The organism is Saccharomonospora sp. NPDC046836, assembly GCF_040645195.1.
Taxonomy (GTDB): domain Bacteria; phylum Actinomycetota; class Actinomycetes; order Mycobacteriales; family Pseudonocardiaceae; genus Prauserella_A.
On record NZ_JBEYXW010000029.1, the window covers coordinates 1 to 26,030 of the forward strand.

Genomic DNA, 26,030 nt, shown 5'->3' on the forward strand with positions numbered 1-26,030 from the left:
CGGCAGGTTCGACAACGGGAGCCGTGTGACGCGAGAGTGTCACGCACGGTTCTGAGAGCGGCGGCGGGGGAAGTTCCCGCCGCCGACTCACCACCAGTTGAAAGACCAGCCAGGCTGGCGATTCGACCTCGACCCCGGCACAGCCGAACTCCGCGTCACGACCCCTACCGGACGAACCCATAGCACCACCCCGGAACCGATCACCGAACCCACGCCCTGGCAACAGGAGTAGAACGACGTCCGGGTCTCGGCATCGAACCCCCGAGAGACGGGGCACGAGTCCCGCTGTGGAGCGGTTTTCTGGTGCTACAGTCCACTGTGGCCTCTCCGTAGGGTTGCACTCCTCACGGTCAAGGGGGCGAATCGTGGCGCGAGCCAGCGATCCCTGGGAGTCGCGGCTCGGCTCCTGCGCACGACCGGCACGATGCTGCCCCGACTCGCCGAGAGCCCGAAAACCGTGCTGACGGAACGAAAAACGGCCGCCGCCGAGGTAGACGGTCGATGCGCACCCTGACTCCGGAGTCCTGAACCTCCATGCCGCATCGGGATCAGGACCGCCACCCGACGCCCCTCCTCGAAATCGGTGGTGCCTCCGCGTTCAAGTCGTCGGCGCACCTGAGCGCCTACGCCGGGATCGCGTCGGTCGCCACCGCTCCGACAGCTCCGTCAAGGCCCCCCGCACCGGCAACTAACGCCTCGAACGCGCTTTCTGCCTCGCGCGACGCCGCTACGTCGTCCTGTTCGCCATGCTCCGCGAAAGACTCTCCACCAAACCCGCCCGGCGGCAACGTAGATCGACCACAATCAACCGGGTGACCACTGCCGGCTTCGACATCGATGCCTTCCTGGCCGAGCCCCTCACTGCCCGCGTCGCCACCAACGGCCCGACTATTCGGCCGACCTGGTACCTCTGGGAAGGGCAGGCGTTCTGGATCCTCACCGGTTCCTGGGCCAAGCTGCTCGGTCGCGTCCAGGCCGACCCCGCCCTGGCCATCACCGTCGACATCTGCCAGACGGCCACCGGCCTCGTCCGGCAAGTCATCGCGCGTGGACGCGCCGAGGTGCTGCCCTTCGACATCCCGCGAGGACGACGCAAACTCAGCCGCTACCTCGGCTCAGACGACACCGAATGGGACACCCGATTCCGCCGCTACCTCCACGACGACCCGACCGAACGTGGAACCGTCTGGCTCCGCCTACGACCCACAGCCCTCACCGCAACCGACCTGAGCTACCACGTTTAAACACAACCACCGGAACCGGACCGAGTAACGGACCTTGACAAGTTCATCGGGCGCGGTTCCACCGACCGCCGAACCGCCTGCGACCACCGCGACCGACCGGCACATTGACCTCACCCATCGCCGGCGGCCGTGCAGCAATCGCGACGACGCACTGGCCACTCCGCCCAGGCCGCGGGACGGCGGGCCGAAGAAGCCCATCGCCTTCCCCGCTCGGATGAGCACACTGCCAGGCGTGCGTGCCGCAGACGAGGACGACTGCCCAAGCGTCGGCGGCGAGCCAGCAGACTCCTCCCGCCGCACGCGACACGCGGCACTCGGCACTCGGCACCAGGCACCAGGCACCAGGCACCAGGCACCAGGCACCAGGCACCAGGCACCAGGCACCAGGCACCAGGCACCGGGCACCGGGCACCGGGCACTCGAGGCTCTGCCGACCGCCGAACCGCCTGCCACCACCGCGACCGACCGGCACATTGACCTCACCCATCGCCGACACCCCGCCGGGGCAATCACCGTCAGAGATGACTGTTATCCCGAACCATCGCCATCGGTGCGGAACGACATCGGCATCGCCGGTGTTCCCAAGAGAAGAGCGCCGAGGACGCCGCTCCCCCGAAGCCGACTTCCGCGAAGGGTAGCCATGTCCACGTTCACCACCCGTCAGAGCACGCGCCGGCGACCGGTCCACGGCCTGCCGGGCTGGCTCGTCGTGCTCCTCGCCGTCGCGGCGGGCATGACGGTCGCGAACCTGTACTACGCCCAGCCGCTGCTCGCCTCGATCAGCGACCTGTTCCGGATCAGCACCGCGAGCGCCGGCGCGCTGATCACCGTCACGCAACTCGGCTACGTCGCGGGCATGCTCTTCCTGGTGCCGCTCGGCGACCGGATCGAGAAACGGCGCCTGATCACGATCTTGCTGGCCGTCACCACCGTCGCGCTCGTGGTGGCCGGCACCGCTCCGGCCTTCCCGGTGCTGGTGATCGCCTCACTGGTCGCCGGCGCGACATCCGTCGTCGCGCAGATCGTCGTCCCCCTCGCTGCCGGGCTGGCCACCGATGAGGCCAGAGGGCGCGTCGTGGGGCGCGTGATGAGCGGTCTGCTCACCGGGATCCTGCTCTCCAGGACCGTCAGCAGCGTGGTCTCCGACCTCGCCGGCTGGCGCGTGGTCTACCTGGGCTCGGCCGTACTCACTGTGCTGCTCGCGGTCGCGCTGCGCGCCGCGCTGCCCACCCATGGGGCAACCACGAACCTGCCCTATCTCGCTGTGCTGCGGTCCACCGCCCAGCTCGCCCGCACCCATCCGGCACTGCGCCGCCGCGGGCTCTACCAGGCGGCGATGTTCGGTACGTTCAGCGCCTTCTGGACCACGATCTCGTTCGTCCTCACCGGGCCGGGCTTTCACTACTCGGAACTGGGCATCGGCCTCTTCGCCCTGGTCGGAGCAGCCGGCGCGGCCGTGGCACCACTGGCTGGACGCTGGGCCGACCGCGGCCTTTCACACCCCCTGACCGGTGCCGCGTTCGTGGTGGCCGCGGTGGGCGCTGTGCTTGCCGGTGTCGGCCAGCACAGCGTCATCCTGTTGGCACTGGCGGCGATCCTGATCGACACGGCGGTGCAGACGAGCCTGATCCTCGGACAGCACACGATCTATGCGCTGGATGAGGGCGCAAGGGCACGGCTCAACAGCGTGTTCATCGCGACGTTCTTCATCGGTGGCGCCGCGGGGTCGCAGTTCGGCTCGATCGCCTACCACATGGGCGGCTGGACCGCGCTGACCGTGCTGAGCGCCGCCCTTCCGATTCTCGCCCTCGGGTACTGGGCCACCGAACGGCGCGGCCGCCGGACCGGTTCACCGGATGTGCTGCAGCAGCGCGGCGACCGTCGGTGACACCTCGCCACGCGGCCGTACGACCATGACCTTCCAATTGGGCGCATGCCGGGCGAAGCGCCACGTGCGCAGGTCGGGAAAGCGGGCGGCGATCGACTCCGGCATGATGCACACGCCCAGATCGTGCCGGACGAGGTCGCCGGCCGCGCCGATGTCGTTCACCTCGAACGTGCTGCTGCGCTCGACGATAGCGGCGCGGAAGGCCCGGTCCACCGCGTCCCGGATGGCCCAGCCCGGAGCGAAGTCCACGAACGGCAGCTCGCCGGCCTCGGCGAACGTCACCTCGGCACCGGCGAACTCACGTCCCGGCGCGGCAACCAGCACCATGTCCTCGCTCAGCAGCGTCCGGGTGACCAACCCCCGCTGCTGCTGCCGGTCCAGCGCCACCACCGCCACATCCACCGACCCGTCGCGTAGTGCCTGCCGGATGTCGGACACCGCGGCCTGGCGGAGCCGGATCGTCACCCCGGGGTGTTCGGCACGCAGTGCCGCGAGGGCATGGTGCAGCCCGGCCCACACCCCTTGCATGACGCCGACGGTGAGCTGTCCGCGCAGGCGGCCGCGCACCGCGTCGACCGTCCCGCGGGCGTGCTCGGCGGCGCGCAGTGCGGCACGCGCGGCCGGGATGAACGCTTCGCCCGCCGCGGTGAGCCGCACACGATGCGTGGTGCGGTCGAACAGCGGGGTGCCGAGCTCCCGTTCCAGCGCGCGCACGGTGCTGGAGACCGCCGACTGCACCACGTGCAGACGGCGCGCCGCCGCCGTGAACCCGCCCTCGTCGGCGATCGCGACGACGACCTCGAACTGCCGGAGCTCCATGCCCAACCCCATCACATCCGCAGATCACCGCTCTGGTCGAGCATCGCAGATCACCATGAGCGGGCAGGAGTGAGCGGTCAAGTGCCCGCAAAACGATCCGGCCGGCTTCCTCGCGGAAACCGGCCGGATCGCTAATAGGCGGGTCGTGCTGGGTCAGACGGCCAGCAGCTCGTTCAGCAGGTCCTGCAGCGTGATCAAGCCGATCACAGCGCCACCGTCCTCGAGCAGTGCCAGGTGGTTGCGCCGCTCCCGCATCGTGCTCAGCGCCGTGTGCACAGCCGTATCGGCGGGCAGCGTCAGCGCCGAACGCATCAGCTGCTCCGCCGTGGTGTGCTCCGGCTTCGCCAGCGTGTCGCGAACGTGCACGACGCCGACCGGCCGATCCGCCTCCCCGAGCACCACAAGGCGCAGGTGCCCGCTGTCGAGGGACGCTTTCTGTACCTGCGGCACGGTGGCCGTCGCCAGCACCGTGCTCATGTCGCCGACCGGGCGCATGCTGTCGCGCAACTGCCGGGACTGCAGGTCCAGCACGGTCGCGAGCTGAACCTGCCGTGGCGTGTCCAGCGCACCGACCTTCGCCGAGTGATCGACCAGCTGGCGCAGGTCGTCAGGCGTGCGACCGCTGCTGACCTCGTCGACCGCCTGCACCCCCACCCGGTGCAGGCACCAGTTGGCGGCGCCGTTCAGCGCGATGAGCAGGGGCCGCGTGAACCACATGAACGCGCGCATCGGAATCGCCAGCAGCGTCGCCGACCTCTCCGGGTGCGCGATCGCCCACGACTTGGGGGCCATTTCACCGACCACCAGGTGCAGGAAGGTCACGATCACCAGTGACACGATGAACGCCACCACGTCCGCGGCCGTCGCAGGCAGGCCGATACCCGTCGTGACCGGCATCAGCATGTGGTGCACGGCCGGTTTGGTGATGGCACCCAGAGCCAGCGTGCACAGGGTGATGCCGAGCTGGGAGCCGGCCAGCAGCACCGAGAGCTCCCGCGCGCTCCGCAGCGCAGCGCGCGCGGACGCACTCTCACCCGCGGCGTCCTCGAGCCGGTACCGCCGTGCCGCGACCAAGGCGAACTCGATCGCCACGAAGAAGGCACTGAGCGCGATGATGCTGACGGTCACCAGCACCACGAGCCAGGGACTGAGCTCGCTCATCGGCTCACCTCCTCGTTCGCGGCCGGCTCAGCGGCCCGCAGCGACAGCCGGACGCTCGCGGGAACCCGCCGCGCGACGGCGGCGACCACCACGATCAGCTCGCAGGCCGGTTCGTCGTCGTCTGCCGCGGGACGCCGTGGCAGCGCGATCTCGACGGTGTCGCCTGGCTGGGGCAGCTGTCCGAGCTCGGTGATCACCAGCCCGGCGAGCGTCTCGTAGTCGCCCCGAGGCAGGTCGTGATCCAGCAGCCGCTCGACCTCGTCGATGTGCACGTCTCCGGGCAGCAGCCAGCTGCCGTCCTCGCCGGCCTGCAGCGGGCGGTCCGCGCCGGCGGGATCGTGCTCGTCGGTGATCTCACCCACGAGCTCCTCGGCGATGTCCTCCATGGTGACGATGCCGGCGAGCCCGCCGTACTCGTCGACCACGCAGGCCAGCTGCTCACCGGCCTCACGCAGCCGCGTGAGGACCTGCCGCAGCGGCAACGACGAGGGCACCATGATCGCCTCGCGGGTGATCTCGCCGACGGTGCGCGACTGCTGCTGTGTGCTGTCCAGGGCAAGGACGTCCCGCAGGCACACGATGCCGAGCACATCGTCGATCCCGTCACCGAGCACCGGGTACCGCGAGTGCCCAGCGGCCATCCGCTCGACGGCCTCGCTCACCGGTGTCACCGCGGTGATGGTCGCCACGCGCGGGCGGGGGATCATCGCGTGCTCCGCGGTGCGCTCGTGCAGGTCGAGCACCCGATCGAGCAAAGTGGACAGTTCGGTGGGCAGGTCACCGCTTTCCTTGGATTCGGCGACGATTGCCTCCAGGTCCCGCGCCGTCGCCGCGTGCTCCACGTCGTGCACCGGTTCGATGCGCACGGCCTTGAGCAGCAGGTTGGAGGCGTGGTCGAAGAGCCGGATCAGCCAGCCGAACGCCGCGAGGTACACGTTGGTCGACCAGGCGAGCCAGCGTGCGACCGGTTCCGGGCGCGCAATCGACAGGTTCTTCGGGAAGAGCTCGCCGAAGACCATCTGCACCAGGGTGGAGAACAGCAGTGCCAGCACGGTGCCGATGGCGACACCGGTGCCCGCCGCCAGGCCGGCACCACCGAGCAGCTCGCCGACGCTGGCGCCGATCAGCGGTTCGGCGACGTAACCGACCAGCAGACCGGTGACAGTGATGCCCAGCTGCGCTCCGGAGAGCATGAAGGAGGTTCGGCGGGTGATGCCGAGCGCGCGCTCGGCTCCCTTGTCGCCATCAGCGGCGCGTGCTTTGAGCCGGGAACGGTCAACGGCCATGTACGCGAACTCCTGGGCGACGAAGTAACCCGTCGCCGCAGTGAGCAGCAGTACAACAAGGACACCAAGAAGAATGTTCAGGACGATCATCGCGTCGCCACCGCCGTGAGGTGGTTAGTAGCGACACGGCTGGTACTTCGGTAGGGGTCCATCGTCCTCTCGTCACAGAGTGTGCCGGATATGTCCAGCTATACCTATCATGGACAGGATAGCGGACAAAAGACGGAGTTCCGCAGCATTCGCGCTATGGGGCGGGGCACAGGCCGTCCACACGCGACGACTGTTCCGCTGGGCGGAACGATTAGGGTTGACTTCGCTCGGTAACTGATCAACTTCGCTGTGTCGTCGCGATGCATCCGAAAGGCCTGGTGTTGGAGCAAGTTCCACAGAGGACAGTCAAGTACGGGACCGTGTCGACCGCGCTGGCATTGCTGAGCGACCAGCGGTTGCGTGACCGGCTGTCGGCCGCGACCGCCCTCGGCTCCGGGATCGGCGGGCGGACACAGTTGCTGGACGTCAACGGCGTTCCGGTCTTCGTGAAACGCATCCCGCTCACCGACTTGGAACGCAGGCCGGACAATGTCGGATCGACGGCGAACCTCTTTCGACTGCCTGCGTACTACCAATACGGCGTCGGCTCCGCAGGATTCGGCGCGTGGCGCGAGCTCGCGGCACAGATCATGACCACCAACTGGGTACTGACCAACCGCTGCGCGAACTTCCCACTGCTGTACCACTGGCGCGTGCTGACCGAACCATCGGCACCGCCCGCGGCGGACGTATCCGCGGACATCGAGCGCACCGTGGCGTTCTGGCACGGCTCCTCCGCGATCCGGGACCGGGTGACAGCCGTTGCCACGGCGACGGCGAGCATCACCCTGTTCCTCGAACACATTCCGCACACCATGGACGGTTGGCTCACCGCACAAGCCGCCGGAGCCGGCTCCACACTCGCCAACGCGGCCGTGCTCGCCGAGCGGCAGCTACGCGATGTCACCTCGTTCATGGAATCGAACGGGCTGCTGCATTTCGACGCGCATTTCGGCAACCTCCTCACCGATGGCACGCGGTTGTACGTCGCCGATTTCGGGCTGGCGACCTCACCCCGTTTCGAGCTCTCCGCGGCGGAGGAACGGTTTCTCGAGGCCAGATCGGGCCATGACGTCGACTACGTGCTGACCCGCCTGGTCAACTGGCTGGTGAATCGGGTCTGCGGCGCGGATGATCGCGACGGCATCATCGAACGCTGCGCCCGCGGCGTGGCAGTCGACGCGCCGGCCGCGCCGGCCGCGGTGGCCGAGCTGATCCGGCGGCACGCACCGGTCGCGGCCGCCATGAACCGGTTCTACCGGATTCTGCACAGCGTGCGCAGGACCGAGCCGTACCCAGCGGAGGACCTGCGAAGGGCACGCTTGGTCAGCAGCGCACAGTAACCACAAAGATCACTAGCTCAGTGCCTTCACCGAGCCCTACCCATCGAGCCCTACCCATCGACAACCCGCCCCCGGGCACGCTTGGTCAGCAGCGCACAGTAACCACAAAGATCACTAGCTCAGTGCCTTCTCGATCGTCTCGACCACCTCGGGCGACTCGGGTTCGGTGCGTGGCCGGAACCGGGCGAGCACGGAGCCGTCGCCTGTCAGCAGGAACTTCTCGAAGTTCCACTGGATGTCACCGGCGGCGCCCTCGGCATCGGGGTGCTCGACCAGCGCGGCGTAAAGCGGGTGCCTGCCGGGACCGTTCACCTCGATCTTCTCGAACATCGGGAAGCTGACACCGTAGGTGGCAGAGCAGAACTGCGCGATCTCCTCCGACGTGCCGGGTTCCTGGCCTGCGAACTGGTTACACGGGAAGCCGACGACCGAGAAACCGCGGTCGGCATAGCGTTGCTGCAGCCGTTCGAGTCCCTCGTACTGCGGGGTGAGCCCACACTTGGAGGCGACGTTCACCACCAGCAGCGCGTTCTTGTTCAGACCGCCGAGGGTCGCCGGGTCACCGGACAGAGTGCGCAGCGCGATCTCGCCAACCGACATGGGCTCCAGTCCTCCTCGATGATCGCCTTCTCCCCTGCCGACCCTACCGCGCGGTCAACCGTTCGACTGACAGCCGGTTCAGTCGCACGGCCGTGGCCGGTGAGGCGGCACAGGCGCGACCATCGTCGGGTGAGCGCACCGAACACCACGCACGTGGGCACGCCCACCGCCACGCTGCTCCCGCGTTTCGCGGCCGGCCCGGTCGCCCTGGTCACAACGACGCACGTCGTGATCCTCACCGCGCTGTCCGGCCGGTACGGGTTCCACCGCGACGAGCTGTACTTCCTCGCCGCCGGCGACCGTCCGGCGTGGGGTTACGCCGACCAGCCACCGATCACCCCGCTACTCGTGCGGGCCAGCGCCGCGATCTTCGGCGACAGCCCGGCTGGGGTCCGTGTTGCGGCGACCCTGCTGGGCGCGGCCACGGTCGTGGTCGTCGCCTTGCTGGCCAGGGAGCTCGGCGGTGGCCGCGCGGCCCAGGTCTGCGCCGCCGCGGCGACGGCGCTGTCGACGTTCGTGCTCGTGGTGTCCCACATGATGTCGACGACGACCGTGGACATGCTGTTGTGGACGGTCGCCGGGTTGCTGACGCTCCGGCTGCTGCGCACCGGCGACGGGCCGTGGTGGGTCGCGATCGGTGCGGCGATCGGCGTGGCGCTGGCGAACAAGTGGCTGGTACTGCTGCTGGTGGCCGCCCTCGGCGCCGGGTTGCTGAGTGTGGGGCCGCGCAGCGTGCTGCGCAGCGGCTGGCTGGCGCTCGGTGTCATGGTCGCCGGTGTCCTCGCGGCACCGGTCGTGGTCTGGCAGGCGCAGCACGGGTTCCCACTGTTGACCGTGGCCGCCGGGATCAGCGCAGACGACGGCACCGCCAACCGTGTGCTGTTCGTGCCGATGCAGGTGGCCTACCTGTCCCCCGTGCTGGTGCCGGTGTGGATCGCCGGGCTGGTCCGGTTGTGGCGGGACCCGCGGCTGCGCTGGGCGAGGGCACTCGCCGTCGCCTACCCGGTGCTGTGCGTCATGCTGCTGGTGCTCGGCGGCAAGCCGTACTACGCGATTCCGATGCTGCTCATGCTGACGGCCGCAGGAGCCGAACCCGCCGTGCGCTGGCTCGGCCGCGCCGCGAACCGGCGCTCGAACGCCATCGCGGCGGCCGCCGTGGCAACCGTCATGTCGGCTCTGATCGCACTCCCGGTGCTGCCTGCCTCGTGGCTGGGACCGGTGCTGGCGCTGAACCGGGAACAGGGCGAGCAGGTCGGCTGGCCCGAGTTCACGGCCACGGTCGCTGGGGCGTGGCGGGAGATCCCAGCCGCCGAACGGGCGAGTGCGGTCGTCTTCACCAGCAACTACGGCCAGGCCGGAGCAATCGAACGCTACGGCCGCGAGCACGGGTTGCCCCGGCCCTACTCGGGGCACATGTCCTACGCGGACTGGGGCCCGCCACCGGACGCCCAGGACGGGCCCGTGGTGCTCGTCGGCGGATCCGCCATGGCGGCCTTCACCGGTTGCCGGGTGGTCGCGGTGCACGACAACGGCATCGGCCTCGACAACGACGAGCAGCACACGCGGATCGTCATCTGCGAGTCACCAACGCGGCCGTGGTCGCAGCTGTGGCCCCTGCTCCGCCACTTCTACTGAGTTCTCTGCAGGATTCTTCGTCAGTGATGTCAAGGCGCGCGGGCCGGCTCCGACGTGCCAGCGAGGCCCGGGTGCCGGGCACGCCATGACACGAGAAGCGGAGTCCCCCGATGACCAGGATCACCACTTCCTGTGGTACAGCGACCAAGCCGGCGACGGCGAGTTCATGACCGTCAGATTCGAGCGCGGAAGGCGAGGAAAGCCAGTGTGGCTGGCTCAAGGACAACTACGGGCTGTCCTGGCAGATCATCCCGAGCGAGCTGCCCGCCCTGCTCACCGATCCCGACCAGGAGGAGGCCCAGCGGGTCATAACCGCCATGCGGGCGATGACGAAGATCGACCTACAGACACTGCGCGACACACACGAGAGCTCCGGCACTAGGCCGGGCAGTGCGTCAACACAGCCTCGAGCGCCTCATGCTCGGCCTGATCAACCGACAGCTCGTACTTCGCCTTCACCCGCACCCAATGCGCGGCGTAACCACAGCGGTCCTGCTCCGGTAGCCAGGTCGCCGGATCCTGGTCACCCTTCTGCCTGTTCGAGCGGGCAGTCACGACCAGAAGCTGGTCCAGGTCATTGGCGAAGGCCGCCCGTTGCTCGCGGGTCCATTGCCGGGAACCGCTGCGGGCGGCCTCGGCCAACGGCACCATGTGGTCGATGTCCGCCTCACCGGCGTCGTGCATGACGACACCGTCATAGCTGCTGAGCCAGGTGCCTGCGACCGCGCGGCACTCGTCGTCGGTCCGTACGTCCTGCCCCTGCTGCTGCAGTGCGATCTCCCGCGTGTTGCAGCTGTTGCCCTGACTGGACCAGTGCGGCCAGTCGTCGCGGTCGTAGCGATTGCCGGTGTCCTCGGGTCGCACCTGCAGCGAGGCCAGCTGATCGAGCGCAGCCACGGCGTCGGTCGTTGCGCCGGTCTCGGGCGAATCGGACGCGTCGCCGCTCTGCTGTGTCCACCAGGTGATGGCGGCAACGAGCGCGGCGAGCAACAACGACACCAGCGCACCGGCGCGTGTGCGCCCACGGCGGGACCCCATGTGGCGACGACCTCCAGTCGATCAGCTGTGCGAGCCCGCAGATTCGATCATGGTGGCCTCGCTCGGGCCTGCCCAACACGCCGCCGGAGACATACGACACAAGGGTTTTGGTAATGACTTTCCTTCTACATGCGCACTTGTTTTTTGCAATCTCGCGTTGCTACGTTGGCGGCGACCGCAGCGATGCGCAGGAGGCTTCGATGACAGCGGTACGCGTCTTGGTCGGCACCCGTAAGGGAGCGTTCGTCCTCACCGCCGACGGGCGTCGCGAACAGTGGGACGTCGCAGGCCCCTTCTTCGCGGGCTGGGAGATCTACCACGTCAAGGGCTCGCCCGCCGATCCCAACCGCGTGTACGCCTCGCAGTCGGGCGGCTGGTTCGGTCAGGTCATCCAGCGTTCCGACGACGGCGGCACGACGTGGAACCCAGTCGGCAACCAGTTCAGCTACGACGGCAAAACCGGCACGCACCAGTGGTATGACGGCACCCAGCATCCGTGGGAGTTCGCACGCGTGTGGCATCTGGAGCCGTCGCGGACCGACCCGGACACCGTCTACGCCGGGGTCGAGGACGCGGCACTGTTCCGTTCGGACGACGGCGGCGATACGTGGCGGGAGCTGCCAGGCCTGCGCTGTCATGAGTCGGGTCCCTCGTGGCAGCCCGGCGCCGGTGGCATGTGCCTGCACACGATCATCGAGGACCCGCGCGACACCCGGCGCCTGTACGTGGCGATCTCCGCAGCCGGCGCCTTCCGCACCGATGACGCGGCCACGACGTGGCGGCCCATCAACCACGGCCTGCGCTCGGAAGGCATTCCGGACACCGACGCCGAGGTCGGTCACTGTGTGCACAACCTCGCACTGCACCCGGCGCGGCCCGATGTGCTGTTCATGCAGAAGCACTGGGACGTCATGCGCAGTGACGACGGCGGCACGTCGTGGTACGACATCGGAGGCAACCTGCCCACCGACTTCGGCTTCCCCATCGACGTGCACGCGCACGAGCCGGACACCGTCTACGTCGTCCCGATCAAGAGCGACTCCGAGCACTTCCCGCTGGACGGCAGGCTGCGCGTCTACCGCAGCCGCACCGGCGGCAACGAATGGGACCCACTGACCAAGGGCCTGCCCCAGTCCCACTGTTACGTCAACGTGCTGCGGGACGCGATGGCCGTCGACTCACTCGACGACTGCGGGGTGTACTTCGGCACCACCGGTGGGCAGGTATACGCCTCCGCCGATGCAGGCGACAGCTGGGCGCCCATCGTGCGGGACCTGCCCGCCGTGTTGTCGGTCGAGGTGCAGACGCTGCCATGATCCGCGTCGTGCTGCCCACCCACCTGCGGACGCTCGCCCGCATCAACGGTGAGGTCCGGCTCGACATCGACGATGCGGACGCCACGGTGGGCAGCGTGCTCGACGCGCTCGAAACCGCCTACCCGGTGCTCCAGGGCACCATCCGCGACCACGTGACCCGCCGCCGCCGCGCGTTCGTGCGGTTCTTCGCCTGCGAGCAGGACCTGTCCCACGATCCCCAGGACACGCCCTTGCCCGCCGCGGTCGCCTCCGGCACCGAACCACTGCTGATCGTCGGAGCCATGGCAGGCGGGTGAGCCACGCTCACCGCATCAACACCGGCAGCGACTCCACGCCGTAGACGATGGACACCTTCCGGAAGGTCAGCTCGTCCGGTCGCACGGCCAGCCGCATCTCGGGGAACCGGCGCACCAGTGCGGGGTAGGCAGCCCGTAGTTCCATGCGAGCAAGCTCGGCACCGATGCAGCGGTGCAGCCCGTAGCCGAACGCCAGGTGCGAGGTCGGTGCGCGCGTGCCGTCGAACACCTCGAGGCCAGCGCCCAGCATCTCGTCGCGGTTGCCCCCGCTGAGCGAGCACACGACCATGTCGCCCTGACCGATGGTCACGCCACCGATCTCGATGTCGTGGCGGGCGAACCGCGGGAAGGCCACCTGCACGACAGTGAGGTAACGCAGCAGCTCCTCGACGAAGCCGCTCACCGACTCGTCGTCGTCGCGCACCCGCCGGAACGATTCCGGGTCCTGCAGCAGCACCAGCGCGCCGAGGGCCAGCATGCTCGCCGTGGTCTCGAAACCGCCGGTGAGCACACCGTCGGCGAGCCCGGCCAGTTCCTTGTCCTCGACCTCGTCGCCGTGCTCCTTGATGATCATGCCGAGCAGGCCGTCGCCGGGGCTCTCCCGCTGCTGGCGGACCACGCCGAGCAGGTAGTCCAGCGATTCGGAGATCGCGCCCAGTGACGCGTCCGCCCCGCCGAAGAGATCGAACCGCGCCACCGCGAGGTGCTGGAAGGCGTCACGTTCGGCGTAGGGAACGCCGAGGAGCTCGCAGATCACCAGCGATGGGATCGGCAGCGCGAACTCCTCAACGAGGTCGACCGGCCCTTCGGCCTTCGCCATCGCGTCGAGCCGTTCCTGCACGATCGCCTCGATGCCCGGCTTGAGCCTGGCAAGCCGCCGCATGGTGAACTCCGGCGTGAGCAGGCGGCGGAGCCTGGTGTGCACGGGCGGGTCCGAGAACCCCAGGCCCCCCGGGTTGTCGTCCACCCCGGCGCTCGTCATGCCGACGAGGTTGGTGAAGTCGTTGCTGAACGCCTTGGCGTCGCCCAGCACCGCCTTGGCCTCTTCGTACCCGCTGACCAGCCACAGGTTGAGCCCGAAGGGCACGGGGAGCTTGCGGACGGGTTCCTCTTCGCGAGCCTGGGCGAGCTCGGGCACCGGGTCCAGCCCGTTGCGCTTGAGCGGCATGAGTGCCGCGTCGGGAAGGATCGCCATCTGCTCGAGCCCGAGGCCCTTCTTCCGGGCACGAGCCAGGTATCTGCGCGTGATCCAGCCGACGACGCGTGATCGAAGATTCCCCACCGGCGTGAGAGTACCAACGGGCCGGTCAATGAGGGCGAGGAGTTGCAACGTGATACCGGACTCCGACGTGCCGGTGCTGGGCCAAGCGGCCCCTACCACTGTCCACTTCGGACCACTAATCCGCTACGGGGCCCCGGCGCGGCGTGGGATCTACGCACTGGGTGTGACAAGCACATCACGCGGAGTGTGCCGAACGCTTACGGACGAGCGCACGGCGCACGGGATCGACCACGTGATCCTGATGGTCGAGGGCACCGGCTCCCGCGAGCGCACGCTGGACACCATCGCACGCCTCGGCGCCGAGGTGCTGCCTGCGCTACGCGGGGCCGGTGGTTGTAACTAGCAGTCGCGCAAGAGCGGGCTCTGGTTGAGGAGCTGCCCTCGAACGGAGACGAAGTCGCGGTAGGCGACACCATCCACCGCCGTGGGCCGGAACGCCGCGACCCGGTGGCAGTTCTGGAAAGCCAGCTTCACCCCGAAGTGCCGTTCGAGCCCACCGCGGATCGCGTCCGAGGCGAGTGCGCGCAGCAGCTGGCCCCGCTCCGCCTCGCTCGGCGGTGGTGTGCTGTTGTCGGCGAACTGCTCCTGCCCTGTCTCGAGGTCGGCGACAACACCGGTGATCACCTGCCAGGCATACGGCAGCGAGTCACGCACGCAGGCGACGAACTCGATGTCGTCCACCTCGCCTCGTTCGGCACGGTCCAGCAGCTCGGTGGGCACATCCAGTGACATGAATCGGCCTCCAGCCTCGTCGGCGCTCGGTTACACGGCACTATCAGTGCTACTGGTAATGATCATCATGTGCAAGACAACGGGCGCCTTGCCACCGGGAAGGAGGAGCGCCGCACGCGGACGCTCAGCGCTCCCCCGCAGCCGTGCGCTGCTCCAGTTGGCGCAACACGTCCGCCCGGCGAGCGGCCATCGCCTCGGCGAAGTCGCGCTCGGCCGCCTGCCTGCGACGGGCGGCCTCCTCGTCGAGTTCCCGCCGCCGCCGTTCGGCCCGGTCGGCCATCGCTTCGATATCGACCTGCGCGCGGCGAACCATGTCCTGGTGCTCGGCCTCCAGCCGGTCACGACGCTCGTCGAGCGCAAGCAACCTGCGTTCGTACCGCGCCCGCAGCTGCTCAGCGCTGCGCAGCGTGGCAGTCCGACTGCGCACAGCCGCCGCCTTGGCGGTCTCGGTGATCTCGTCGGCCTCCTCGTGGGCGAGTTCGATCATGTGCAGGAGCCGCTCAGTCAGCCCATCCGCCTCGATCGGTGACCGGCATGCCCGGTCCAGCCGGTCGCGCAACTTCTCGTCGACGGTCTTGACCTCCGCGAGTTCGGCCGCCAGCCGCTCGACACACTCCGCCGCACAGTCGCGATCGGCCCTGAGCAACCGTATTTCCTCGTCCATCGCCTCCAGGTACCGCTCGACACCACCCCGGTCGTACCCCAGCAAGCTGACCCTCAGCTCCGGCCGCGCCGGCAGCACTCCACTGCGTCCGTCGTTCACGGGCGATCACCTCCGCCTCCCCGATAAAACCGCCCCACACAAGGAAAGTGTGAGCCTCGCGGGGACCGCGGTGAAGCCCCCAGCCCCTACCGGGCAAGGACGACCACGCCAATGAGGCACCGGGTCACACCACCGCAGTCGATCTCGTACCCGGTGTAGCCGGTCCTCGGCGGCAGTGTCCACAACCGACGCCGAGGCATCTTTTGAAACATTTCACAGCAACCGCCGAACCCAACCGTTTGGCCCCATGACTCCAGGTCACTACCAGTTGTCGGCTGTTCAGCGGAACTTCAACTAGATGGACTAAAAAGGACGATGACGTGCTACAACTCTGCTTGATTCGGTCGTTATTCGTATGTAACTATCGGACTAATTTTCGCTGGAACGGCCCACAATGCGGGTGCGCATTCGGGCGTGGGAGTCGTTGTGAGACAGGTACGCTTCGCGTTTCAGCCGCTGTACAGCCTCCACACCGGTGGCGTTGTCGCGGTCGAGGCGCTGGCACGCCCTGCGTCCGGCGGGGTGACCGACCTTCTCGGCTCCGCGTTGCGGCGCGGCCGGCTCGTCGAGGTCGATGTCGGCCTTGCCGCGCGTGCGGTGCTCGACGAAGCCCCGCATGCCACACTGCTGCCACTGCACATCAACGTGACCGCGCTGACGGCGGCGGCACCCAAGACCGCGCTCCAGCCTCTTTTCGATGCGCTCGCCGAGTCCGGACGCCGCCCACGCGAGATCGTTCTTGAGGTCGGCCCGCCCTTTCACGGCATCGCGCCAGGGGCGTTGCTGCCCGGCCTCGCCCGACTCGGGGAACTGGGCTTCCGGCTGGCCTTCGACGGCCTCGGCGCAGGAGACCTCCCGCTGAACCTGCTCGCCGACTCACCGGTCGACATGGTGAAGATGGACCGCACCAGCCTGCGCAGGCTGCCCGAGGATCCGGCGACGGTCGCGCTCGTCGAGTCGCTGGTCCATTTCACCGCCCGCACCGATCTCCGGCTCGTCGCCACAGGGATCGAGACCGAGGACCAGCTCAACACGGTCCGCCAGCTGGGCATCCGGATCGTGCAGGGCAACCTGTTCGCACCGGCGCGCCGGAACATGGTCTCGACCGGCACCATCACGCTGGCCACGCCGGACGCCCAGCTCGGCCCGGCGTCGTTCACGCCCGTCGGGAATCCCACGGTCAAGGACTTCCTGCGCCCGGCCACGACCCTCCCCGCCGGAGCCACCTGCGAGGAGGTCCGGGCTGTCCTGGTCGACAACGACGCACCCACGGGCATCGTCGGTATCGACGACGAGGGCCGTCCACAGTGGTCCATCGACCGCACGCGGTTCCTGCTGGCCGTCACCGGGCGGTTCGGCTACGCGCTGCACGCCAACCGGCCGGCGGAGCGCCTTGCCGACGCGCCGCACGTGATCCGGCACGGCGCGGGTGCCCTCGAGCTGCTCGACCTGGTGGCCGATGCCGACTGGGACCGCACCGCCGACGACGTGGTCGTGATCGACGACCTGGGCCGCTGCCACGGCGTTGTGCTGGTACACGAGGTGGTGCGCGGGATGGCCGAGGCGAAGATCGAGGAGGCCGCGGCGCTCAACCCACTCACCCGGCTACCGGGCAGCGACGCCGTCGCCAGGAACGTGGACCGCCGGATCGCCGCAGGTCAGCCACTGGTCGTGGGCTGGCTGGACGTCGATTCGTTCAAGAAGGTCAACGACACCGTGGGGTTCGCAGCCGGTGACGATCTGATCCGCGCGCTCGGCCGCACACTGACGGATCTGGCAGGCGCTCTCGGTGGCGTGACGGTGAGTCATGTCGGCGGCGACGACTTCCTCATCGCCTGCGACATCGACAAGATCACCACCGTGGCCGATCACGTGCTCGACACCGAGTGGATCGCCGAGGGGATGCCGGTGACCATCTCGCTCGCGACGCTGGTGTGCGCCGGTTCGACGGTCAGCTCCTACCGCGAGATCTCCCGCCTGCTCGCGCCGCTGAAGAAGTACGCCAAAAGCATCACCGGATCGAGCTGGGTCAACAGCTGGCCCGGGACCGACCGGATCGAGGTCCTGCGCGGGCTCAGTCCGGACAACAGGCCGGAGCAACGGCCCGCTAGTTGAAACGTCCGGAATCCGGGTACCCCGAACGACGAGTGCCCCGGTGCTGCTGGGGGTTCAGCACCGGGGCACTCCTCATTCGCCACGGCGCCTTGGAGGGGGCTGGGGCACCGGGCACGCCATCGAAACATGAAACCGTTCACGATAGCTTCACGTTTGAGCATACGCGATGGACCGTGGTTTGCCTAGATTTTTCGTGGCGCCGCATCCCGGCGCGCGCTCGTCCGCTCCTGGGCGAACGTTGCCCCGACCTCCCGCACCGCACGCCCCAGCACAGCGGCGAGCGCCGCGGGCTCACCTGGGTCGTGTTCGGCGGCGTCGTAGTCGTCCCACAGCGCCACCGCACGGAACGGGCCGAGGTCGGCCGCCGGGTGAATCCAGTGACCGTCGGCAGGGCTCGGGCGCCCGTCGTCGGCCTCCAGCCCGGCGATCAACGCCAGCGCCTGCCCAGCACCATCCACGATGGTGGCGGCGAGTTCCGCGGCACGCAGGGGTGCTTCGCCAGGACCGGCCAGGAACAGCACGCGATGCCGGACCCGCCAGTAGGCCAGTGGCGGCGCCGGGCCGGGCGGGGCGAGCGCCGGCGCGCCGTGCCTCGCGAGCAGTCGCGCCCGGCCTGCGATCAGCGCGGCGACGTAGCCGGCGACGTGGGCACGCTCGAAGGGCCCGTACGGCTCCCGGTCGGCACGGCAGGCCAGCGCATGCCGGGGGTAGTCGGCGTCGAGGCGCCGCCGCTCACCGGTTGCGACCAGGCACCGCGCAGGCTCGTCGACGGCCGACAGCTCCGGCTGCCTGCCGGTTCGGTGGTGGACCTGCCGCAGGTTCCCGGCAAGCCGGAAGTGCGCGTCGGCGGCGTCGAGGGCCGCCGCCTGGACCTCGAGGTGCGCGATCCAGAGGCGCACGGTCCGGCTATGCCGGCGCCGTTCCCATGCCTCGATGTCCACCGCTTCCTGCCGGGCCCGGCAGGCGAGGTCGCTCCAGTCGCCTGGTTCGAACCGGCCCGCCCTGATCCGCGCGGCGTCGACGGCCCTGGACAGCGGCGACCAGTCCCCGCCGCCGCTCAGCGCCACAGCTCGTCCTCGAGTTCGCGCAGCCACTCGGAAGCCAGCGCGCGGAGCTGACCGGTCAGTTCGAGCAGGACGAGGCATTCGCAGCAGTAGGTGTTACCCCGAGCGTCGCTCAGCCACAGCGCATCGGGTGCAGCGGTTTCGCGAGGAACGGCGCATTCCGCGCATTCCACGCCGGAGGAACCATGCTGTGCCGCAGTCGTCTCGGTCATGGACCTCCCCACCAGGTGACGACGCAGTGCACCGGCGACGCGGCCGCGCCAAGGGGGTCCCACGGCCGCCGCCACCGGCGGGCTAACGTGACAGGCGTCAACAGCACGTAGCCATGCTTAATGTAGCGCGCTACACGGTAGCCCGCTACAGTTTGGCGTGGCCTATTCGGGTGACGCTGCTGCGTCATGCGATAGCCGAGAGGTGTCGTCTTGGTCGAGCCGGGGAAGACCGCGGTCCGCAGAGCCGTCGGGCGCGAGCTCAAACGGATGCGCAACGCCAAAGGCATCAACCTGAAGAAAGCGGCCGAGTCGACAGGCGAGACCGGCGACAAAGCGCTGATGCAGGTAGAGCGTGGCCGCAACCTGCCACAGCTGGCCGACATCGAGCCATTGCTGTCGACCTACGGCCATCGCGACCAGATTCCGCATTTCCAGGAGCTGCTGCGCCAGAGTGACCGCAGGCGGAGCTGGAAGGACTGGTGGGAGAACCGGTTTCCCACCGACTTCGTCCCCGAGCAGTCCAAACTCCTGCTCAGTTGCGAGGCCTCGGCCGTCCGGCTGAACGTCTACCAGGCACAGTTCGTGCCGGAGCTGTTCCACACCACCGGCTACACGGAAGCCATGGCGAGGGCAGCCAGGCCCGAGGCAGGCGAGGACGAGGTGCGGCTGTGGAGCAGGCTCGCCACGGGCAGGCAGGAGGTCCTGGACCGGCCGGACCCGCCCGAGGTGCGATGCGTCCTCGACGAGGCGGTCCTGCACAGGCAGGTCGGCGGGCCCGATGTGCTGCGCGAGCAGCTCGACCGGCTGGCCGAGATCGCCCAGCTGCCGAACGTCGATCTCCGCATCCTCACCGAGGAGTCGGGTGCACACGCGGGAACGGGCGGCAGCTTCACGCGGATCGCGCTGCTGCCCGAGCTGCCGGCCTATCCCGGCATCGTCCATGTCCGGACCACCGTTCACGACGTGTACTACGAGGAAGCCGAGGAGATCGGCCCGTACGACGAGGTGTTCGACCGGCTACACGAGCAGGCACTACCCGCCGACGAGTCGCTCGCGCTCGTCAAGGAGAGCGCACACCGGCTCGCCGCGGGAGCAGACTGAGCGGACGGAGCGGACACTGCCCCGCGGTGGACCATATTCGCGTTATCGAACACTTTCGACACTCCTCGCCCCAGTCCGGAGTTGGCGGCGCGGCCGATCGTCGAAGACCCAGATGCCGCGCCGCCAACGGCTATCTGTTGCGGATGAACGGTCCTGTAACAGCAGCCTCGCCCACCGTAGCACTCTACTCCGTAGCGCGCTACGGTGCGGTCCGGATCAGCTGAGTTCGTCGTGCCTGCTGGGCCACCAGTGAGTGAGCAGCTGCATCCGCGCGTCCAGTAACGCGGGGTCCCGCAGGTCGACGACGTGTACGTCCCGCCATCGGTAGAAACCAATGCGCTCCAGCAGCGCTGCCATGCGCAGGGCGACGAGCTCGGCGGACACCCGGTCCGGCGTGGTGTCCCGGAAGTCCAGCGGAGAGACACGGCAGGCGGCGAGGCGCGCCGTTGGCGCGAGCGTGCGCAGCGCGCCGGCGACCAGTGGTCCGGCCAGCCCGTACCCGCGCCACGCGGTGGCGAGGGTGACGTCCTGGAGGATCACCATGCGCGGCGGTCCGCTGCTGAGCTGCGCATCGAGTTCCGGGTGCAGGCGGCCGTCCGCACAGTCCAGCACTGTCTCGGCGATGAACTCCAGCGCCCATTCCCCGAGGACGCCCGAGTCCAGCAGGTTGCGCTCCCGCTCCAGGTCCGCGATGGCCAGCGAGATGTCGCCGACATGCCGGTACAGCGCGGGACAGAGGTCCAGCTCCCAGATATCCGCCGACACATCCCACCGTTCGGGCAGATGGTCCTCGTCGTCGACGTGCCACCACAGCCGTTCGTGCTTGATGGCGAGCCGGATGTTCAATGGGTTCGCAGGCAGGTGTGCACCAGGAGCCATGGTCATACGGCCACCTCACTCGCGTCATGCGAAGCTTCGATGTTGTCACACCGCATGACGGAACCGGGCCGCTATCGTGACGGCCCATAAATAAGATTTACCGGCATGTAGCCCTACCGGCAGGTAGCCTGAATAGGATTCGTAAAAGCCCCTTGGGGTACTTCATCCACGCAGGGCGGCACATTCGCCTGCGGGGATTCTGTGAATTGTTTTTCCCTCAACGACACCGTCGACCGTATTGCACGGCCGCGGTCATCTCCTCCGTGGAAACACCCAGCGCCGCGCCAAGCCATTGCCGCCAGTACGGACCGGGAACGCGTTTGCCACGCTCCCAGCGCGCCACCTCGTCACGGCTCACGCTCTGGTTCGCCGAGAGCTCGCCGAGCAGATCGGCGAGCTGGTACTGGGTCAGCCCATGCTGTTTGCGCAGCCGCCGGACCAGCTCCCAGATGGGTTCACTGCCGGGACCGTCGTCGTGGTCTCGCGTGTCATCAGCGATAGACATGGTCTTGGTCATCATCTGTGCAGCGTCTGCGATGGGCTCTCCTTGAACTTGCGCCTATATGAGGTCGCGAAACGGCCGACGTGCAGGAACCCCCAGCGCCCCGCGATCTCACCGACGGTGACGGTGTCCGGTTGCGCGGCCCGCAGCTCGTCATGCGCACGCTGCAGCCGCACATCGCGCAGAAACGCGCTCGGCGTGGTGTCGAGATACCTGCGGAATCCCTTCTGCAGAGCACGCACGCTCACCCCGCACTCGCGCGCGAGGCTGCCGACGGTGCGGGCTTGCTCCGGGTGGTTCTCGATCACGTCCACGGCCCTGCTGATCGCCCGCGACGGCGCGGGTAGTGCGTGACCGTGCAGCATCGCCGAGTAGTTGCTGCGCTGGGCGATCAGCAGGCCGGAGATCAGGTTCTGCTCCATCTGGTTCACCGAGAGCGGGTGGCTGAGCAGGCTGTCCGGCCGGTTGATCTCGGCAACACAGAACATGAGATAGTCACACCAGGTTCGTGCGTAGCCGGTGATTGTCATGCCGAGCTCGAACTCGACAGGATATGGCAGGGCACAGTTCAGCAAATCCGAAAGTGCCGCTTCCAGTGCCGTGCGCTCGATCCGCAGGATGACGAGCTCGAGCTCCGCGTCGAGGCGCAAGTCCAGCGACTGCGTCGGGCCGACGACGGCAGCCACCCCTGGCCTGGCAGCGACCTGCTGCTTGCCGTACTGGATGGAACCTTTTCCCCGCAAGGGGACCTGAACGAGATAGAACGTTTCGAGAGCGCCTGGCTCCACGCGAACCTCGCTGCCGTAAGCGAGGTAGGTCAGGCCGATGTTGGGAAGCCGCCTCGAATGCATTCGGGCGTCCAGCCGGGAATCGCGACCCGCCAGATACAGGCGGTGTGCGCAGAAGACGCTCCCCAGCGCCTCCCGCACGACATCGAGATCCTGTGAGTGGAAAACCGGAAAGCGGCTGAGTGGTCTCTGCATCATCGGGCCAACCGGGAAACCGGCTTCCACAGCCGATACGGAAAGTTCCCCGCTCACCTCCTCACCCCCCTACGTTGTCCGGACCAAGCCGGTGCGGGTACCACCAAACGGACCTGTTTGCTTTTCGCAAATTGCACAATTCAACTCAATCAAGACGGCGCCGACGGCAGGGCAGCAATCAGCCGAATGGCGGCGCCGACTCGAGAGCCGACGACAGGCCACAACCTCCTACGGTGATAGGGAAAATCTCAACGAACCGCGACATGCCTACCCCTCCTCGGCCCTTTGTCCAGTGTCGAGTCAGGCGAGGAATCACGGTAGGGGCCAATTTCAGGTCAGCGCATCCCCGTCCTTCGGCGACACGCCGATGCGATTGTCCACAATGGTCAGAGACCGCGCACGGTAGCTACTCGTCCGTACCGATGACGAACTCCGCCTGCTCAAAGGGATACATGGGGCGGCGGCGCCGTCGGTAGGCAAGCTTGCCAAGGTTCAGCGCGGTCACGCCATCGGTATCGACCACCACGAGCCGGGACGCGATCGGCGAGTAGGCGGCGCGCGGGGAATTCACCCCTTTGGCGACGACGATCCGGTAGGAACGCGGCTCGACGCCGACGCTGAGGAACTGGTGCAGACTCGCGTTCAGCACGGCCTTCGAGGTAAGGACCAGTGTGTGCCCCTCCGTCGTGTCCACCACCGCGGTCGGCCCCATGTCGAAGAACCGGAAACCCGCGTGCACCGCCTCCGGCTCCTCGAACCTGCCGTCGGCGAGTCGCCGGACGCGGCCCTCGACCGGCACCGGCGAGCCGGCCGAATGCGGATTCCAGGCACCGGCCCGCAACCGGATCTCGGCGCCCGCACCCGCCGCCTGGCACCGGGCAACGGATTCCGGATCCCACAGCGTCTGTAGCAGCGACCGCAGCCCGCGCCGCCTGACCGCGTGCAGGATCACCGTCGAATCCCCCGGCGCCCCTCCCCCGATGTTGTCGCCGACGTCCAACAGCACAATGGGCCCGCCAGGTTCCGATTCGACGATGTCGAGCGCTTCGTCGACGGAGAGTTCCCTGGCCTGCAACGCCGCGCGTTCCAGCCAGACCTCCCCGGCCAGCTCCTCGGCGGCCGCGCGCGCCGCGCGCTGGTCACCGTCGTGAATCGCCACGCAGGACATGCCCATCTGCGGCACGTCCGCGTACGGGAAGCCTTCCACCACGCTCACCGACAGCATGCCCGGCCTGCGGGCGAGCTCGGCGGCCTTGGCCACCAGGCGCGACATCGGCGGCTCGTTCGTGTCCTGCCGCGCGATGTTGACCACGAGGGGGAGCTGGACCAGTGCCTGCGCCGGCCGGATTTCCCGCCGTGCGCAACGGTGGACCAGCTCGGTGCAGGCAACAGCTTTCTCGCTGGCGTCGATGTGCGGATTGGTCTGGTACACCAGGGTGACGGTGAGCGCGCCGAGCAGCCGCGGCGAGATGTTGGCGTGCAGATCGAGCACCGCGCCCACGGGAACGTCCGTGCCGACGACCTGCCGCACGCGGCCGGCGAGCTCGCCGTCGGCGTCCGGGTACCCCTCGGCCACCGCCGCGCCGTGCACGTTGAGCAGCACGCCGTCCCACGGTCCCTGCCGGGCGAGCTCCTCGATCATCTCGTCGGCGATCGAGGAGAACGCGTCCGCCGTGATGGCGCCGACCGGGTTGACGAACGCGAAGACCAGCGGCACCAGCTCGATGTCGAGCGCGGCACAGCCGGCGAGGTAGCCGCCGATCGTCGCGGCCGACCCCTCGTACTCGGCGACGATCTGTTTGCCGCGCAGGATGCCACCGGCGGCGAAGAGCTGCTGGTCCGCCATGGCCGGGGAGAACGTGTTGGCCTCGTGGAACAGGCCCAGGGTCGCGAACCGCATGACTCAGCCGCCTCCGTGGGCCACGACGTCGATCTCGAACTTGATCCGGCCGCCGAAGCAGCTCGTGATGGTCGTGCGTGCAGGCAGGGGTGGCCGGAAATACTCGGTGTAGATGCGGTTGAACTCGGGCACGTCCGCCGGGTCGTCCACGTAGGCGCCGACTCTGATCACGTCGCGTAGCGTCAGCTGCTCGCCGGCGAGGATGCGCTCGACGTTGGCGATGGACCGGCGCATCTCCTCGGCGAAGGTTCCCGGCACGATCACACCGCCCTCGACCGAGGCCTGGCCGGAGACGAAGACGAAGGCGCCTGCCCGCCGGCACGGCGAGAACAGCGCGGTATTGCCGTCACGGTCGTCGTCCTTGCCCGTGACGGGTGCCGGTTTGCTCATCAGGACACCCACTCCGTGATGGCCTTGTCGAACCGGGTCAGCGCCGCGTCCAGTTCGTCGGCCCCGTGCCGGGCCGAGACGTACCAGACTCCGCGCCCCGCCACCCACAGGCCGTGCCCGACGAGCTCGGGCGCCAGCCGCGTGTACCGGCCGAGATCGAGTTGCTGCAGGGAGCGGTAGTCGTAGACCTCGGCGTCGCCGAAGGAGACATGGAACGCCACCGGCAGCCCCGCGACCCGCAGCGGCAGGTGGTGGCTCGTTCCGATGCTGCGCAGGCCGTCCATGAGTGCTGTGCCGTGCGCTGTGATCGCGGAGTACGGCGGGTCCTCCGCCAGGTGCCGCACCGTCGCCTGCACGGCTGCCATGGCCATGACCGACCCGTTGAACGTGCCGGAGTGGTTGACCTTGCCGGTGCCGAAGTGCTCCATCAGGTCAGCGCGCCCGGCCAGCGCCGACACAGGCCACCCACCGGCCATGGCCTTGCCGTAGGTGGCGAGGTCGGGGCGCACGCCGTAGCGGCCGGCCGCACCGCCGAGGCCGAGGCGGAAACCGGAGATGACCTCGTCGAAGATCAGCACGACGCCGTGGCGGGTGCAGGCCTCGCGCACGGCTTCCAGGTAGCCGGGACGGGGTTCGATCACGCCGGCATTGATCATGATCGGTTCCATGATGACCGCGGCGATCTCGTCCCGGTGCCGGTCGAGCGTGTCGCGCAGCACACCGGCGTCGTTCCAGGGCAGCACGAGGAAGTCGTCGAGGTGCGAGGCGAGTTGGCCCGCGCTGGCGGTCCCCCACCCGCCGGGGCCGTCCGCGGTGAGCACGTTGTCCAGCCAGCCGTGGTAGTGCCCCTCGAACCTGACGACCTTGGTGCGGCCCGTGGCGCCGCGGGCGAGCCGCAGGGCAGCCTGGACCGACTCCGTGCCCGAGACGCCGAAGCGCACCATGTCCGCCCAGCCGAGCGCCTCGCACACGGCTTCCGTCGCCTCCACCTCGAGCTTGTGCTGTCCGCCGTAGATGAGTCCCTTGCGGCAGGCGGCGGCGACGGCGTCAACGATGTGCGCCGGTGCGTGGCCGAGGAAGTTCGGCCCCTGGCCCAGCAGGTAGTCCACGTAGTTCTCGCCGTCGACGTCGTAGAGCCATGCCCCGTGCGCGTGGTCGATGAAGACCTGCGGGCCTGCCAGACGGACATTGGAGTGCACGCCACCCGGCGTGCACGCGAGTGCACGCCGGCGCAGCGAATTCGAGCGGGCGAGAAGCTGAGCCGCATCGCTCATGGAGTCTCCGATCTACCTGGCGGCGTGCTGGAGGGACGACAGGCTATGCACGCCACCCCATGGGTTTCATAGAACGAAACAGATGAACCGTTTCTGCGAACTCACGCTACGGGTGGC

The 26,030-nt window shown here is 68.5% G+C and carries 25 protein-coding genes and 1 pseudogene; 10 read left to right on the forward strand and 16 right to left on the reverse strand.

The genetic code is table 11. From position 1 onward, the window contains the following. Positions 1-812: 812 nt before the first annotated feature. Together ABZ863_RS26430 and ABZ863_RS26435 are read left to right on the forward strand one after the other, a co-directional pair. Positions 813-1,244 carry a pyridoxamine 5'-phosphate oxidase family protein gene (locus tag ABZ863_RS26430; RefSeq protein WP_358540743.1) on the forward strand — a complete coding sequence of 144 codons (432 nt, stop codon included), beginning with the start codon at positions 813-815 and terminating at the stop codon, positions 1,242-1,244. Positions 1,245-1,884: 640 nt separating this feature from the next. After that, the gene (locus ABZ863_RS26435) at positions 1,885-3,132 is read left to right on the forward strand and encodes an MFS transporter (protein ID WP_358540745.1); all 1,248 of its coding nucleotides are present in this window, start codon (positions 1,885-1,887) and stop codon (positions 3,130-3,132) included. Here ABZ863_RS26435 and ABZ863_RS26440 read toward each other — a convergent pair. The 3 genes from ABZ863_RS26440 to ABZ863_RS26450 all read right to left on the reverse strand — a co-directional run bounded on the left by ABZ863_RS26440 (position 3,094) and on the right by ABZ863_RS26450 (position 6,488). Then, complete coding sequence (locus tag ABZ863_RS26440; RefSeq protein ID WP_358540747.1) at positions 3,094-3,951, reverse strand: LysR family transcriptional regulator; 858 nt, start codon at positions 3,949-3,951, stop codon at positions 3,094-3,096. The two genes, ABZ863_RS26435 and ABZ863_RS26440, sit on opposite strands and share 39 nt — an antisense overlap. 153 nt (positions 3,952-4,104) lie before the next feature. Continuing rightward, entirely contained in the window at positions 4,105-5,112 is a 1,008-nt protein-coding gene (locus tag ABZ863_RS26445; RefSeq protein ID WP_358540749.1) for a hemolysin family protein, read from the reverse strand. Next, the gene (locus ABZ863_RS26450; protein ID WP_358540751.1) at positions 5,109-6,488 is read right to left on the reverse strand and encodes a hemolysin family protein; all 1,380 of its coding nucleotides are present in this window, start codon (positions 6,486-6,488) and stop codon (positions 5,109-5,111) included. Before ABZ863_RS26450 ends, ABZ863_RS26445 begins: the two co-directional genes overlap by 4 nt. Before the next feature lie 320 nt (positions 6,489-6,808). Between ABZ863_RS26450 and ABZ863_RS26455 the strand changes: the two genes are divergently transcribed. After that, complete coding sequence (locus ABZ863_RS26455; RefSeq protein ID WP_358540753.1) at positions 6,809-7,831, forward strand: hypothetical protein; 1,023 nt, start codon at positions 6,809-6,811, stop codon at positions 7,829-7,831. 114 nt (positions 7,832-7,945) lie between these two features. On the opposite strand, the gene ABZ863_RS26460 is transcribed toward ABZ863_RS26455, so the two are convergent. After that, the gene (locus ABZ863_RS26460; RefSeq protein WP_358540755.1) at positions 7,946-8,431 is read right to left on the reverse strand and encodes a glutathione peroxidase; all 486 of its coding nucleotides are present in this window, start codon (positions 8,429-8,431) and stop codon (positions 7,946-7,948) included. Positions 8,432-8,560: 129 nt separating this feature from the next. On the opposite strand from ABZ863_RS26460, the gene ABZ863_RS26465 reads away from it, so the two are divergent. Continuing rightward, positions 8,561-10,066: a glycosyltransferase family 39 protein gene (locus ABZ863_RS26465; protein ID WP_358540758.1), complete on the forward strand. Its 1,506-nt coding sequence runs from the start codon at positions 8,561-8,563 to the stop codon at positions 10,064-10,066. A 191-nt stretch (positions 10,067-10,257) separates the two neighbouring features. Further along, positions 10,258-10,314 (forward strand): annotated as a pseudogene (locus ABZ863_RS26470) (VOC family protein); the annotation flags it as partial. A 130-nt stretch (positions 10,315-10,444) separates the two neighbouring features. Here the strand turns inward: ABZ863_RS26470 and ABZ863_RS26475 are convergent. Further along, entirely contained in the window at positions 10,445-11,104 is a 660-nt protein-coding gene (locus tag ABZ863_RS26475; RefSeq protein ID WP_358540760.1) for an HNH endonuclease family protein, read from the reverse strand. Positions 11,105-11,304: 200 nt separating this feature from the next. On the opposite strand from ABZ863_RS26475, the gene ABZ863_RS26480 reads away from it, so the two are divergent. Together ABZ863_RS26480 and ABZ863_RS26485 are read left to right on the forward strand one after the other, a co-directional pair. Next, entirely contained in the window at positions 11,305-12,420 is a 1,116-nt protein-coding gene (locus ABZ863_RS26480) for a sialidase family protein (RefSeq protein WP_358540762.1), read from the forward strand. After that, a complete protein-coding gene (locus ABZ863_RS26485) occupies positions 12,417-12,716 on the forward strand; it encodes a hypothetical protein (RefSeq protein ID WP_358540765.1) in 300 nt (99 codons plus the stop codon). Before ABZ863_RS26480 ends, ABZ863_RS26485 begins: the two co-directional genes overlap by 4 nt. Positions 12,717-12,723: 7 nt before the next feature. Here ABZ863_RS26485 and ABZ863_RS26490 read toward each other — a convergent pair whose 3' ends face one another. Next, complete coding sequence (locus ABZ863_RS26490) at positions 12,724-13,998, reverse strand: cytochrome P450 (protein WP_358540767.1); 1,275 nt, start codon at positions 13,996-13,998, stop codon at positions 12,724-12,726. A gap of 163 nt (positions 13,999-14,161) precedes the next feature. Here ABZ863_RS26490 and ABZ863_RS26495 point away from each other — a divergent pair, with 163 nt between their 5' ends. After that, the gene (locus ABZ863_RS26495) at positions 14,162-14,341 is read left to right on the forward strand and encodes a hypothetical protein (RefSeq protein ID WP_358540769.1); all 180 of its coding nucleotides are present in this window, start codon (positions 14,162-14,164) and stop codon (positions 14,339-14,341) included. Here the strand turns inward: ABZ863_RS26495 and ABZ863_RS26500 are convergent. Beyond that, positions 14,338-14,730 (reverse strand): SCO5389 family protein, encoded by a 393-nt coding sequence (locus tag ABZ863_RS26500; protein ID WP_358540771.1) that lies wholly within the window; start codon positions 14,728-14,730, stop codon positions 14,338-14,340. The genes ABZ863_RS26495 and ABZ863_RS26500 overlap by 4 nt on opposite strands. Before the next feature lie 124 nt (positions 14,731-14,854). Further along, positions 14,855-15,493 carry a hypothetical protein gene (locus tag ABZ863_RS26505; protein WP_358540773.1) on the reverse strand — a complete coding sequence of 213 codons (639 nt, stop codon included), beginning with the start codon at positions 15,491-15,493 and terminating at the stop codon, positions 14,855-14,857. Positions 15,494-15,919: 426 nt separating this feature from the next. Between ABZ863_RS26505 and ABZ863_RS26510 the strand changes: the two genes are divergently transcribed. Further along, positions 15,920-17,608: a GGDEF domain-containing protein gene (locus ABZ863_RS26510; RefSeq protein ID WP_358540775.1), complete on the forward strand. Its 1,689-nt coding sequence runs from the start codon at positions 15,920-15,922 to the stop codon at positions 17,606-17,608. 182 nt (positions 17,609-17,790) lie between these two features. Here ABZ863_RS26510 and ABZ863_RS26515 read toward each other — a convergent pair whose 3' ends face one another. Together ABZ863_RS26515 and ABZ863_RS26520 are read right to left on the reverse strand one after the other, a co-directional pair. Further along, positions 17,791-18,675 (reverse strand): hypothetical protein, encoded by an 885-nt coding sequence (locus ABZ863_RS26515; protein ID WP_358540777.1) that lies wholly within the window; start codon positions 18,673-18,675, stop codon positions 17,791-17,793. Then, the gene (locus tag ABZ863_RS26520; protein WP_358540779.1) at positions 18,666-18,884 is read right to left on the reverse strand and encodes a hypothetical protein; all 219 of its coding nucleotides are present in this window, start codon (positions 18,882-18,884) and stop codon (positions 18,666-18,668) included. Before ABZ863_RS26520 ends, ABZ863_RS26515 begins: the two co-directional genes overlap by 10 nt. A gap of 210 nt (positions 18,885-19,094) precedes the next feature. Here ABZ863_RS26520 and ABZ863_RS26525 point away from each other — a divergent pair, with 210 nt between their 5' ends. Then, positions 19,095-19,985 (forward strand): DUF5753 domain-containing protein, encoded by an 891-nt coding sequence (locus tag ABZ863_RS26525; RefSeq protein ID WP_358540781.1) that lies wholly within the window; start codon positions 19,095-19,097, stop codon positions 19,983-19,985. 216 nt (positions 19,986-20,201) lie between these two features. On the opposite strand, the gene ABZ863_RS26530 is transcribed toward ABZ863_RS26525, so the two are convergent. From ABZ863_RS26530 to ABZ863_RS26555, 6 genes are all read right to left on the reverse strand, one after another. Next, positions 20,202-20,870 (reverse strand): hypothetical protein, encoded by a 669-nt coding sequence (locus tag ABZ863_RS26530; RefSeq protein WP_358540783.1) that lies wholly within the window; start codon positions 20,868-20,870, stop codon positions 20,202-20,204. Between the two features lie 211 nt (positions 20,871-21,081). Next, positions 21,082-21,381 (reverse strand): helix-turn-helix transcriptional regulator, encoded by a 300-nt coding sequence (locus ABZ863_RS26535; protein WP_358540916.1) that lies wholly within the window; start codon positions 21,379-21,381, stop codon positions 21,082-21,084. Next, positions 21,381-22,352 carry an AraC family transcriptional regulator gene (locus ABZ863_RS26540; protein ID WP_358540785.1) on the reverse strand — a complete coding sequence of 324 codons (972 nt, stop codon included), beginning with the start codon at positions 22,350-22,352 and terminating at the stop codon, positions 21,381-21,383. Before ABZ863_RS26540 ends, ABZ863_RS26535 begins: the two co-directional genes overlap by 1 nt. A gap of 403 nt (positions 22,353-22,755) precedes the next feature. After that, a complete protein-coding gene (locus ABZ863_RS26545; RefSeq protein ID WP_358540787.1) occupies positions 22,756-24,249 on the reverse strand; it encodes a M81 family metallopeptidase in 1,494 nt (497 codons plus the stop codon). Between the two features lie 3 nt (positions 24,250-24,252). Continuing rightward, positions 24,253-24,639: a RidA family protein gene (locus ABZ863_RS26550; protein WP_358540790.1), complete on the reverse strand. Its 387-nt coding sequence runs from the start codon at positions 24,637-24,639 to the stop codon at positions 24,253-24,255. Then, positions 24,639-25,913 carry an aspartate aminotransferase family protein gene (locus ABZ863_RS26555; RefSeq protein ID WP_358540792.1) on the reverse strand — a complete coding sequence of 425 codons (1,275 nt, stop codon included), beginning with the start codon at positions 25,911-25,913 and terminating at the stop codon, positions 24,639-24,641. The genes ABZ863_RS26550 and ABZ863_RS26555 overlap by 1 nt, the downstream gene beginning before the upstream one ends. Positions 25,914-26,030: the final 117 nt, after the last annotated feature.